This window comes from Microbacterium sp. Ru50 (genome assembly GCF_002920555.1).
In the GTDB taxonomy this organism is placed as follows: domain Bacteria; phylum Actinomycetota; class Actinomycetes; order Actinomycetales; family Microbacteriaceae; genus Microbacterium; species Microbacterium arborescens.
Genome location: NZ_PQSV01000003.1, coordinates 115,915 through 126,958, shown reverse-complemented (window position 1 = coordinate 126,958; position 11,044 = coordinate 115,915). Strand labels below are relative to the sequence as shown.

At 71.8% G+C, this 11,044-nt stretch carries 12 protein-coding genes; 2 read left to right on the top strand and 10 right to left on the bottom strand.

Annotated features, from left to right (window positions below):
* Positions 1-41: 41 nt before the first annotated feature.
* The 7 genes from C3481_RS12775 to C3481_RS12745 are packed head-to-tail and all read right to left on the bottom strand — an operon-like array spanning position 42 to position 6,274.
* Positions 42-740: a DNA-3-methyladenine glycosylase gene (locus C3481_RS12775; protein WP_064955795.1), complete on the bottom strand. Its 699-nt coding sequence runs from the start codon at positions 738-740 to the stop codon at positions 42-44.
* Positions 737-2,119, bottom strand: coding sequence for a hypothetical protein (locus C3481_RS12770; protein WP_258039118.1), 1,383 nt, complete (start codon positions 2,117-2,119; stop codon positions 737-739). The genes C3481_RS12775 and C3481_RS12770 overlap by 4 nt, the downstream gene beginning before the upstream one ends.
* Positions 2,120-2,156: 37 nt before the next feature.
* Complete coding sequence (locus tag C3481_RS12765; protein ID WP_103842648.1) at positions 2,157-3,125, bottom strand: DUF1980 domain-containing protein; 969 nt, start codon at positions 3,123-3,125, stop codon at positions 2,157-2,159.
* Positions 3,118-4,137, bottom strand: coding sequence for a permease (locus tag C3481_RS12760; protein WP_103842646.1), 1,020 nt, complete (start codon positions 4,135-4,137; stop codon positions 3,118-3,120). Before C3481_RS12760 ends, C3481_RS12765 begins: the two co-directional genes overlap by 8 nt.
* Positions 4,115-4,531, bottom strand: a complete 417-nt coding sequence (locus tag C3481_RS12755) for a Fur family transcriptional regulator (protein WP_023953689.1) — start codon at positions 4,529-4,531, stop codon at positions 4,115-4,117. The genes C3481_RS12760 and C3481_RS12755 overlap by 23 nt, the downstream gene beginning before the upstream one ends.
* Positions 4,532-4,541: 10 nt before the next feature.
* Complete coding sequence (locus tag C3481_RS12750) at positions 4,542-5,423, bottom strand: metal ABC transporter permease (protein ID WP_071918947.1); 882 nt, start codon at positions 5,421-5,423, stop codon at positions 4,542-4,544.
* Positions 5,420-6,274 (bottom strand): metal ABC transporter ATP-binding protein, encoded by an 855-nt coding sequence (locus C3481_RS12745; RefSeq protein ID WP_103842776.1) that lies wholly within the window; start codon positions 6,272-6,274, stop codon positions 5,420-5,422. The genes C3481_RS12750 and C3481_RS12745 overlap by 4 nt, the downstream gene beginning before the upstream one ends.
* A gap of 72 nt (positions 6,275-6,346) precedes the next feature.
* Between C3481_RS12745 and C3481_RS12740 the strand changes: the two genes are divergently transcribed.
* A complete protein-coding gene (locus C3481_RS12740) occupies positions 6,347-7,192 on the top strand; it encodes a flagellin (RefSeq protein ID WP_023953686.1) in 846 nt (281 codons plus the stop codon).
* A 97-nt stretch (positions 7,193-7,289) separates the two neighbouring features.
* The gene (locus tag C3481_RS12735) at positions 7,290-8,366 is read left to right on the top strand and encodes a sugar-transfer associated ATP-grasp domain-containing protein (RefSeq protein WP_103842644.1); all 1,077 of its coding nucleotides are present in this window, start codon (positions 7,290-7,292) and stop codon (positions 8,364-8,366) included.
* A 13-nt stretch (positions 8,367-8,379) separates the two neighbouring features.
* Here C3481_RS12735 and C3481_RS12730 read toward each other — a convergent pair whose 3' ends face one another.
* Genes C3481_RS12730 through flgK form a run of 3 tightly spaced genes read right to left on the bottom strand, consistent with a single transcriptional unit; the run spans position 8,380 to position 11,043 of the window.
* Positions 8,380-8,748 (bottom strand): flagellar assembly protein FliW, encoded by a 369-nt coding sequence (locus C3481_RS12730; protein WP_023953684.1) that lies wholly within the window; start codon positions 8,746-8,748, stop codon positions 8,380-8,382.
* The gene (locus tag C3481_RS12725; protein WP_071918945.1) at positions 8,745-9,626 is read right to left on the bottom strand and encodes a flagellin; all 882 of its coding nucleotides are present in this window, start codon (positions 9,624-9,626) and stop codon (positions 8,745-8,747) included. Before C3481_RS12725 ends, C3481_RS12730 begins: the two co-directional genes overlap by 4 nt.
* 13 nt (positions 9,627-9,639) lie before the next feature.
* Positions 9,640-11,043: a flagellar hook-associated protein FlgK gene (flgK, locus tag C3481_RS12720; protein ID WP_088381053.1), complete on the bottom strand. Its 1,404-nt coding sequence runs from the start codon at positions 11,041-11,043 to the stop codon at positions 9,640-9,642.
* Position 11,044: the final 1 nt, after the last annotated feature.

The following is an 11,044-nucleotide window of genomic DNA, read 5'->3' as shown; positions in this document are numbered from 1 at the left end:
GGCGGGGCGGCGGGGCGGCGGGTCGGCGGGGCGATCGAGTGTCAGCGGCCGCGCAACGCTGCCTCGGCGGCGCCGCGACCCCATCGGAACGGCGAGACCGTCGGGTCACCGGCGATCCAGAACCGCCACGGGAACGCGTCGGTTCCCGCGACTCCCGCGACTCCCACTCGCGGGCCGGTCAGAACGTCGGGCTCCGGGACGTCCCGGAGCAGCAGGCGAGCTACGGCGCCGTCCCGCTCGACCGGCGCGACGGCGTCGATGCCGTCGTGCACCGGATGCCGGAGGCCGAGGGCCTCGCCGAGCCGTCCGGGCCCGCGAGCGAGATCGCGGTGCGTCCGGGCGGCGGCACGCCGCCCGTGGGCGACATCCGCGCCCTCGACGATCTCCGCCGCGCGCAGCAGCACACCACCCGCGACGCCTGACGGACCGCAGACGACATTGACGCAGGAATGGATGCCGTGACTGAGGTAGACGTACAGATGCCCGGGCTCGCCCCACATGGTGGCGTTGCGCGCGGTCTGTCCCATCCGCGCGTGCGATCCGGGGTCGGGCAGGTCGCCCGTGTCACGTCCGTGGTAGGCCTCGACCTCGGTCAGCCGAGCGACGACCCGCGCCCCATCCACCACGACCTCGAGGAGGCCACCCAGCAGCCGGGGGGCAACCTGCACCGGAAGGTGCGCGAGCTCCTCCCTCGTCGCCGGATGGAAACCCGGCGGCACGACGTCATCGCCGGCGCTCATGGCCGCGGCGCGCTCTGGCACCACGAGATGTCGAACCCGCTGAGAGCCGATACCTCCTCGCCGGTGCCGAGGTCGACGATGTGGGTCTGCACGCGTTCGGGCAGCGGCAGCGCATACGCGTCGTACGGGTTCGAGACCGCATCGGGCGCGATGAGGAACGCGGCGTACCGGCTGCTCGGCGACACGCACGTGTGCAGCAGCAGATTCTCCGGGGCGACCGTGAACACGTCACGCGTCGCGCCGTCGGCGCCCACGACCGCAGCCGACGTCGACAGCACCGTGAAGCCGTCGAGCCGCGAGAGCACACGCAGCGTCTCGTCCGCGTTGCCGGGCAGCGCCGTGACCGACTGGGTCTCGCCGGCTGCGGCGTCCGCGGCGCTCAACGGCCGCTCCTCCGCGGTGGCGAGGTCGATCGCGACAAGCCCGGTCGCGCGCTGCACGATGGCTTCCGTCGAGCCACGGGCGATGCCGTCGATCGTGATCGCATTGCCGAGCGAGACGGGCTCGCCCCCGGCCGCCGAGACGAGTGTCAGGGCCCCGTCGAAGCCGAGCAGGAGCACGGCATCCGTCCCCGGCACGAACCGCCAGTCATCGATGCGCGCGTCTCCGCCCCCGAACTGCAGCTGCGCCGGCTCGTCATCGGCGCTGGCTTCGGTGAGCGACGCCGTGAACAACGCGCTCTCGAGACCGCCCCCCGAGCCGATTCCCGCGTCGGTATACGTGTAGCCGATCAGATCGCCGCGATCGGCGGTCTGCAGGTTGGTGACGAAGCCGCGTCCGGGCAGCGCGAGCTCGCGCCGCCCCTGGCCCTCACGGTCCGTGACGACGAGCGTCGACACACCCTCGTCGTCGGCGGTCACGATCGCGAGATGGGTCGATGTCGCCCGGAAGTCCTCGATGTGCGGATCCGCGAACACGGGCACCGCGTCCTCGCCGTCGAGCCCCGTGCGGAAGATGGTGTCCTCGGCGCCACCGCGCTGCAGGATGTAGGTCTCCAGCGCCGGCGTCGAGAACGACTCCTCGATCGTCGCGGCCGGACCCCCGCCCAGACCCTGGACGCCGTCGATCCGAACGGTGTAGTCGGTCGCGTCACGCAGCGGCAGAGTGAACCGGATGCCGATCTGGCGCCCCGACGTGTCGACGGTGAAGTCCGCGGCCGGCTCGATGTGCACCTGCGCCGGATCGATCTCCTCGAGCGACTGCGTCGTCGTCACGATCAGGCGCGATCCCGCCGATTCGATCCCGGCCTGCGGGTCGACGCTCGTCGACGTCGCACGCGGCCCCTGCACCGTCGTCAGCACGGCGCTGGCGCCGCCGACGAGGGCGAGAGCCCCCACGACCGCGACCATCGCGACGACGAACCGTCGCGAACGGCGCATGCGCGTCCGCCCGCGCCGCGAGGTCCGGGCCGTCCCGTCAGTACTCATAGGGGTCCTCGGGCTCGTCGACGGTCTGCACCCCGATGGCCTCGACGACGAGGGTGCCGTCGCGGTCGCGGATCACGCCGGTGACGGTCACCCACTCCCCCGTCGCGGGGATGTCGGAGGCCTCCCCGATCGGGATGCTCGCGGGCTGAGCATCGATGACGCAGTGGGTGATGACGAGCCGGGTCAGTCCGAAGCCCCCCGAGCTCGACGGCGTCACGAAACCGGTCAGGCTGATCTCGTCGCCCTCGAACGCCTCCGGGTTCGTCGCCGTCGCGAAGACGCTCGCCCACTCGCCGACACCGAACGACGACGTGTCGCCGGTCGTCGCAAGGGCGACCGTGTCGGCGCCCTGGAACAGCGGCGGCGTGCCGGTGTCACGCGACATCGCGAGCTCGGCCGACAGAGTCGCCGGTGGCGTCACGAGCGCCACCGCGACGATGCCCGTCGCGAGCAGCCCGCCCGTCCCCGCGGCCGCGGAGCCCAGCACGAGACGCCAATCGGGGCGCGGGCGCACCGGCGCGACGGCGGCACCGGGCGCGGCGGTGTCGCCGGCGAGGGCGGCGGTGTCGCCGGCGAGCGCCGCGGCGCGGGCGTCGCGACGGGAGGTCGGCGCCGGGGTCGGCAGTGCGTCCGAGGGCGTGGCCGGGGCAGCGGGCGCAGGATCGCTATAGGCGTCCTGATGCTCGTGCGGCGCGGCAGCGTGACCATGCCCGTGGCCGTGCCCGTGCAGCTCGCCGTGGTCGTGTCCGTGATCGGCCTCGGCGCCGAGCGGCAGCGCGAAGCTCACGACGGTCCCGATCAGCCCGAGCACCGACATCCCGACGGCGAACCAGGCCGACTCCGGGTTGATGTAGAGCCCGATCCGGCCCGTGACGGCGAGGGTGACGGTGATGGCCGCGAGCGCGGCGGCGAGCCCGACTCCGAACAGGCGGGTCAGCAGGGCCGATGACTTAGGCAAAGAGATTCACCATCCCTCCGACGGCGATCGCGAAGAGCACGACGATCACGACGAGCCCGACGAGCACGCGACTGCGGAACGTCGTGCGCATGAGCGCGAGCATCTTCACGTCGACGAGCGGGCCGACGAGCAGGAACGCCACGATCGACCCGGGGGTGAAGGTCGACGCGAACGACAGAGCGAAGAACGAGTCGACGTTGGAGCAGATCGACACGATCATCGCGAGCAGGATCATCGCGAGGATCGACAGCGCCGGGTTCGACCCGATCGCGAGCAGTGTGTCGCGCGGCACCAGCACCTGCACGGCGCCGGCGATCGCCGAACCGAGGACGAGGGCCGGCATGACGGCTCGCAGCTCGACGACGAACTGCGCGAGGCTGCGGCGCCCCTTGCCGCCCGGATCCTCGGCCGCGAGCTCGCACGCCGCCAGGAAACGATCGGTCAGCAGGCCGTCGGGATCGGGATGCCGCGAGTACAGCCAACCGATCAGGTTCGCGACGACGTACCCGCCGAGCAGCCGGGCGATCAGGATGCCGTCGTCGAACCCGAACGCCTGGTGGGTCGTGATGATGACGATGGGGTTCACGATCGGCGCCGCGATGAGGAAGGTCATCGTCTCGGGCACCGAGAACCCGCGGATCATGAGGCCTCGCGCAAACGGCAGGTTGCCGCACTCGCAGACCGGGATGAGCATCCCCAGCAGCGACAGCACGGCGCGGCGGGCCCAGGCGCGCCGCGGCATCCAGCGTTCGATCACTCCCGGCGGCACCCACACCTGCACGACGATCGACAGCACGACGCCGAGCAGGACGAACGGCAGCGACTCGATGAGCACGCTCAGTCCGAGCGTGACGCCGTCCTGAGCCCGCGTCGGCAGGGACGGCCCGGGGGTGAGCGCGGCTACCGCGACGAGAACGGCGACGACGGCCGCACCGATCCCGAGCGCGACGGCCGAACGCGTCGCGGGAGATGGCGCGAGCCGTGCGGTCTTAGGCCCCGCCACGCTTCTCATCGGCTCGGGCCGCGGAGCACGCGGCGCAGACGCCGAAGATGTCGACGATGTGCTCGGCCTGCGTGAAACCGTTGGCGGCGGCGGTGCGGTGCGCCCACTCCTCGACATCCGAGGCCTGGATCTCGACCGTCAGGCCGCAGGATCGGCAGATCAGATGATGGTGATGCCCGTCGCTCGAGCAGGCGCGGTAGATGGCCTCGCCGTCGGGGCTCTGCAGCTGGTCGGCCTCGCCCGAGGCGGCCAGGGTCGCGAGGGCTCGGTAGACCGTCGCCAACCCGATGCCGGTGTTGTCGTCGCGCAGCGACGCGTGGAGGTCCTGCGCCGAGACGAACCCGCGGGCATCGGACAGCGCCGTGCGCACGCGCTCGCGCTGCCAGGTGTTCCGCTGAGCCATGGCGGCGAGTCTACTCGGCGCGCCTCGGCATCGGCTGGGTGCGCAGGACCCGGCCACGGCGGGCGCCGACGATGCGGCACACCAGGTAGATCGTGAACGAGATCGTGGTGATGTAGGGACTCACCGGCAGCGTTCCGGCAACGGCCAGCAGGATGCCGCCCACCGCCGACACCACGCCGAACAGGGCGGCCAGCAGCGGCACCGCAAGGGGCCCGGTCGCGACCCGCACGGCCGCGGCGGCGGGCGTGACGAGCAGCGCCATCACGAGCAGCGCGCCGATGATGTGCACCGCGACGGCGACGATGAGCCCGAGCAGCAGCATGAACCCGAGCGACACCGCGACGGTGGGCACGCCGCGCGCCGCGGCGGACTGCGGATCGAGCGAGTCGAAGCGCAGGGGGCGCCAGATCAGCAGGAGGGCGATGAGCACGAACGCTCCGATGCCGATCAGCCATCCGAGCTGACCCGACTGCACCGACACGATCTGACCGGTCAGCAGGCTGAAGCGGTTGGCGCTGCGGCCGTCGTAGAGCGAGAGGAAGAGGATGCCGAGGCCGAGGCCGAACGGCATGAGGACGCCGATGATCGAGTTGCGGTCGCGCGCCCGCGAGCCGAGCCACCCGATGAGGGCGGCGGCGATCATCGACCCGACGATGGATCCCGTCACCACATCGACCCCGATCAGCAGCGCGGCGGCGGCGCCCGCGAAGGAGAGCTCGCTGATGCCGTGCACGGCGAAGGCCATGTCGCGCTGCAGCACGAAGACGCCGATGAGCCCGCCCACGAGGCCGAGGACGGCTCCCGCCCACACCGAGTTCTGCACGAGCGCGAGGATGTCGCCGTAGACGGGGAGGCCGCCGAACATCGCATCCCAGACATCGGCCCAGTTCATGCGTGGTCTCCGTGGTCGTGGTGGTGGTGCGAGGCGTCGGCGTCCGGGGCGCCGACGACGACCAGCCGGTCGCCGGCGCGCAGCACGAAGACCGGGGCACCGTACAGGTCGGTGAGGACGGGCGAGGTCAGCACCTCCTTCGGGGTGCCGAGCGTGAAGCGGCCGTTCGCGATGTAGAGGATGCGGTCGACCTTGCCGAGCACCGGGTTGATGTCGTGCGTCACGAGCAGCACCCCGGCACCCGAGCGCCGATGCTGGTCGATGAGCCCGACCACGGCCTGCTGGTTCGCCAGATCGAGACTCGTCAGCGGCTCGTCGCACAGCAACAGCTGCGGATCGTCGGCGAGGGCCTGCCCCACGCGCAGACGCTGCTGCTCCCCACCCGACAGCACGCCCACCGGGCGGTCGGCGAACGCCGTCGCCCCCACACCGTCGAGCAGGCGGTCGACCCGTTCACGGTCGCGCCGGTGCGGCAGCGGAAGGCCGAATCGGTGCCCGTCGACGCCGAGGGCGATGAGGTCGCGGGCGCGCAGCGCGGTGTCGCGTGGCAGTGGGCGCGCCTGCGGCAGGTAGCCGATCGACCGGTTGCCCTTGTGCTTGACCGGTCGGCCGAGCGCCGTGATCGATCCCTCGCTCAACCGCTCGAGCCCGAGGATCGCGCGCAGCAGCGTCGTCTTGCCCGAACCACTCGGGCCGAGGACCGCGATGAGCTCGCCCGGCTCGACGGTGAGGTCGAGCCCGCTCCACAGCTCACGCCCGGAACGCCGCAGTGCGGCACCACGGATCTCGAGCAGGCTCACCGGGTCAGCGTACCCGCCTAACCGATGACGATGAGCGGTCGATAGAGGCATCCAGGAGTCCACGGACGGACTCCGGGAGCCCAGGACGGGCTCCCGCTCATCCCAATCACGGAGGAATGAACCATGGGAATGCAGATCGCCACCAACGTGGGCGCGCTCAACGCGTACCGCAACCTGTCCAGCACGCAGAACGATGTGTCGAAGTCGCTCGAGAAGCTCTCGAGCGGTCTGCGCATCAACCGCGCTGCGGACGACGCCGCCGGCCTCGCGATCTCGGAAGGCCTGAAGTCTCAGGTCAACGGGCTCAACGTGGCTTCGCGCAACGCTCAGGACGGCATCTCGGTCATCCAGACCGCGGAAGGCGCCCTGACGGAGGTCCACTCGATCCTCCAGCGCATGCGCGACCTGGCTGTCCAGGGCGGCAACGGCTCGAACAACGACAACTCGCGCGCCGCCATCACCAAGGAGGCCGGTGAGCTCAGCCTCGAGCTGCGCCGTATCGCCGAGTCGACCAACTTCAACGGCATCGACCTGCTCAAGGGCGGGGAGCTGACGTTCCAGGTCGGCGCAGGCGGCACCGAGAACGACGCGATCACGATCGACCTGGCCGACGTCGCGACCGCCGTCGGCACGCTCGCCTCGGCAGACGGCACCGCCGTCGGCGCCGGCTTCGTGATCACCGACAACGCGGCCGCACGCGGCACGGTCGACACGATCGACACCGCGATCAACGCGATCTCGACCGCCCGGTCGAGCCTCGGTGCATCGCAGAACCGCTTCGAGTCGGCCATCAACAGCCTGAACGTGTCGGCGGAGAACCTGTCGGCGGCCAACAGCCGCATCCGCGACACCGACATGGCCGCCGAGATGGTCAAGTACACCGCGGCGAACATCCTGTCGCAGGCGGGCACCGCCATGCTCGCGCAGGCGAACCAGGCCAACCAGGGCGTGCTCCAGCTGCTCCGGTAAGCCTCGCGACGGTGGGTCCTGCGCCGCCCGACGCAGGACCCATCGCCGTCGCGGGCGCACCGCGGGAACGCGCCTGAGAGAACTGACGAGGAACCCGATGACATTCCCCCGAACCCTGACGCCCGGACTCCCCTTCCTGTGGGAGCGGGCGCGCCGCGTGAACCCGAGCAGCCTCGTCGCCCGCGCACGCCGGGCCGGGCAGCGGCACGGCCGCAGCACGCTCGGGGTCGTCGTCGACATGCTCTGGCAGGCCGGGGTGCGCGGCGTCGGGTTCCAGGACTACATCGACTACGACTTCGCGATGCTCACCCGCGCCGAGCGCGCGACCTACATGACGAGCCCCGTCTCGCACCGCCTCGCGGTGCGGTTCGACGATCCGGCGTACCGGCACCTCTTCCACGACAAGATCGCCTTCAACGACACCTTCGCCCCGTACCTGCAGCGCGAGTGGCTGGTCGTGACCGCCGACAACGCCGACGACGTGCGCGCCTTCGCGCTGCGCCACGGCACGATCGTGACGAAGGAGCCGATGGGACGCGCTGGCCTCGGCGTGCACCGCTACCTCGCCCGCGACGTCACCGACTGGTCGCGGTTCCACCGCGGACTGCTCGAACGCGGCGAGACGCTCATCGAAGAGGTCATCCGCCAACACGACGAGCTCGCAGCCCTCTGCGCCGGCACCGTCAACACCACACGCGTGACGACCTACTTCGACGGCGAGCGAACGCACGTGCTTGCAATGGCCCAGAAGTTCGGCCGCGGAGCCGTCAGCGACCAGAACGCCTTCGGCGGGTTCTACGCGATGCTCGACGAGACCGGGCGCGCCACGGGCGACGGCTACGACTCGAACGACCGCGTGTACCCCACGCATCCCGACAGCGGCATCCGCATCGCCGATTTCCGCCTGCCGATGCTCGACGAGGTGCTCGAGTTCGTCGACCGGCTCGCGCGCGTCGTGCCGCAGGTGCGCTACGTCGGCTGGGACATCGCGGTCTCGCCGACCGGACCGGTGCTCGTCGAGGGCAACTGGGCCGCGGGCGTCTACGAGAACAAGCCCAGCGCGACCGGGATCCGCACGGGCCACAAGCCGCGCTACCTCGCAGCGATCGACGCGGATGCCGCCGTGTCGGCGCCGTCGCTCCCGCACGCCGCCTCGGCGCGCGCGGTGGCCTGAATCCGGCCCGGCCTCAGCTCAACAGCGCACGGACGGGCAGGTCCTGGCCCTCGAGGATGACCTGTGCCGCGACGCCGGTGCGCCGGTTGATCACGACGGGTGCGAGGAGGTTCACGCCGATGCCCTCGTCCGTCATCCGCGCCACCACGAGCACCCGGGCATCGGCCGGCTCGGTCAGCCCCAGGTCGGCGGCGTGCGCGTCGGAGAGCGTGGGCGCGTAGTCGTCGACGACGGCACCCGGATCGACCGCGAACAGCCGCACCCCGGGATCGTCGGCGGCCGTCAGCGTGTAGAGGCCTCCACCACCCGCCACCTCGTCGAGGGCGAAGGTCGTGTGCGGAGACAGTCCGGGCGGCGGCGTCACGAACTCGAGGGCGCTCATCGGAGGAAGTCCATCAGCGTCGGCTGCATCACCCGGGCGGTGACGGCGAGCGCGGACTGGTAGACGAGCTCCTGCGACTTCAGGGCGACGAGCACCTCGACGGTGTCGATGTCCTCGACCGCCGCGCGCTGCGCTTCGAGGGACACCGTCGCGTCGGCCGCCGCGTCTTTGGCTCGCATGATCTGATTCTGCCTCGCCCCCACCGTGCCCTGCACCCCCAGCATCGCGTTCATGCGGTCGTCGATCTGGTCGATGCGGCCCCGCACGTCGGCTCCGCCCCGCAGATCGGCGACGATCGATCCGATCAGGGCGAAGACCGAGCCGTCGCCCGACCCGAACACCTCCGCGCCGCTCGCGTCGACGCGCACCGTCTCGCCGTCGGCGACGCGCCGGCGCACCTCGCTACCCGGCACCCCCGCGAACGTGAAATCGTCGGCGAAGGCGCTGCCCTCGGTGGTGCCGGCGAAGACCGAGCGTCCGAGCAGCGTCGTGTTCGCCTGGGCGAACAGCTCGTCGGCGATGGTCTCGAGCTCGAGCGCGATCGCCTCGCGCGCGTTGGCGTCGAGCGCCCCCGAGTTCGCGCCGCGCAGCGTGAGGTCACGGGCTCGTCCGAGCAGCGATGTCGACGCCGAGATGGCGTTGTCGACCGTGGTGACCCAGGTGAGGCCGTCGCCGATGTTGCGGGCGTACTGGGCGTTGCGGTGCTGGGCCGCGTGGAGGTCGAGCGCGGCCGACGCGGCGGCCGGGTCGTCGGACGGAGCGGCGAAAGCCCGCTGCGAGGTCGCCTGGTTCTGGAGGCGAGAGAGGTCGTTCAGGCCCGACTGCAGGTTCCGCAGGGCGGACTGCGCGAGCGTCTGCGATGTGACTCGGCTGATCATGGCGCTCCGGGTGTCAGCGGCCGACGAGGCCGGTGCGGTTGATGAGGATGTCGAGGGCTTCGTCGACGGCGGTGAGCACGCGCGCCGCCGCCTGGTAGGCGGTCTGATAGGTCAGCAGGCTCATGGTCTCCTCATCGTTGTCGACGCCCGCGACCGACTGCTGCGCGGCCGCTGCGGCGACCGCCGTCGTCTCGGCGCGCGCGGCCCGTCCCGACTCGGCGGCGGTGGCGACCGCGAGCCGCGAGACGACATCGCTCCACAGCGCGTCGGGTCCGTCGGTGCGCTTCCCGATGCCCGACAGCGCATCGGCGTTGCCGCCGTCGAGAGCGCCGGAGCCGGGTGCGGCGATCGCCAGGTCGTCGCGTCCGCGGGGCACGACGCTCAGTCCGAGCGCGGCGGGCGTGTCGGCTGCGAGGGCGAAGAAGTCTCCTCCTGCTGCGCCCGACGCCGTCGCCCCGAGCCGGTGCTGAGCGTTGACGGTGGCGGCGAGGGATGCCGCGAGATCGTTGTACGACGATGCCAGCCCGGCCAGCACTCCCCCCGAGTCGGCGGGCGCGAGCACCGACAGGGTGCCGGCCAGCTCTCCGCTCGAGACCCCGACGGGCGGGGCGCCGGGCTCGCGCCAGGCGAGCACGACCGGCTCGCCCGCGCCGATCGAGCGGGGTCCGGTGACCTCGAGCTCACGGGCTCGCGTGCCCGAGACGAGCGCGTTCCCGTCGACCCGCAGGGTGAGGGTGCCGTCCGCCTCGACCGTCCCCACGGCGCCGGAGAGCCGCGAGACGGTCTGCGCGAGCAGATTGCGGCGGTCGATGAGCTCGTTGGCCGAGCCGCCCGCGACGCCGACCTCGCGGATCCCGGCGTTGAGCTCCGCGATCTCGGCGGCGGCTGCGTTGATCTGATCGACCGTCAGCTCGGCGGCATCGCGCGCCGACGACCACTGCTCGGCGACGGAGCGGTATCCGTCGGCGATGCGCGCCACGAGCGTCTCGCCCCGCGTCACGACCGCGGCGGCCGCAGCGGTGGAGTCGGGAGCGTTCGACAAGTCCTGCCACGCGGTCCACAGCTGCGAGAGCTGGTCGGCCAGACCGTTCTTGCCCGGTTCGGCGAGCGAGGCCTCGGCTCGCACCGCTGCCTGCGCGCGAGCGGACCAGTACCCGGATGCCGCCAGCGTGTCGCGAACGCGCGCGTCGAGCACGGCATCGCCCAATCGCGCGATGCCGTCGACGGAGACGCCCTGGCCGGCGACCGGCCCGAACCGGGTCGCACCCGTGGGCGGCGCGACCGCCGACGTCTCGAGCCGCTGCCGCGTGTAGCCGGGCGTCAGCTGGTTGGCGACGTTCTGTCCCGCGAGATCCATGCCGCGCCGCGCCGCCGCGAGCGCGCTCGCGGCCGTCCCCAACCCGCTGAATGTCGACATC

Bases quoted from the DNA above. Each gene is read 5' to 3' on its own strand.
- C3481_RS12775 (WP_064955795.1), bottom strand. From the start codon at position 740: ATGAGCGCCGGCGATGACGTCGTGCCGCCGGGTTTCCATCCGGCGACG.
- C3481_RS12770 (WP_258039118.1), bottom strand. From the start codon at position 2,119: ATGCGCCGTTCGCGACGGTTCGTCGTCGCGATGGTCGCGGTCGTGGGG.
- C3481_RS12760 (WP_103842646.1), bottom strand. From the start codon at position 4,137: ATGAGAAGCGTGGCGGGGCCTAAGACCGCACGGCTCGCGCCATCTCCC.
- C3481_RS12755 (WP_023953689.1), bottom strand. From the start codon at position 4,531: ATGGCTCAGCGGAACACCTGGCAGCGCGAGCGCGTGCGCACGGCGCTG.
- C3481_RS12750 (WP_071918947.1), bottom strand. From the start codon at position 5,423: ATGAACTGGGCCGATGTCTGGGATGCGATGTTCGGCGGCCTCCCCGTC.
- C3481_RS12745 (WP_103842776.1), bottom strand. From the start codon at position 6,274: ATGCCTCTATCGACCGCTCATCGTCATCGGTTAGGCGGGTACGCTGAC.
- C3481_RS12740 (WP_023953686.1), top strand. From the start codon at position 6,347: ATGGGAATGCAGATCGCCACCAACGTGGGCGCGCTCAACGCGTACCGC.
- C3481_RS12735 (WP_103842644.1), top strand. From the start codon at position 7,290: ATGACATTCCCCCGAACCCTGACGCCCGGACTCCCCTTCCTGTGGGAG.
- C3481_RS12730 (WP_023953684.1), bottom strand. From the start codon at position 8,748: ATGAGCGCCCTCGAGTTCGTGACGCCGCCGCCCGGACTGTCTCCGCAC.
- C3481_RS12725 (WP_071918945.1), bottom strand. From the start codon at position 9,626: ATGATCAGCCGAGTCACATCGCAGACGCTCGCGCAGTCCGCCCTGCGG.
- flgK (WP_088381053.1), bottom strand. From the start codon at position 11,043: ATGTCGACATTCAGCGGGTTGGGGACGGCCGCGAGCGCGCTCGCGGCG.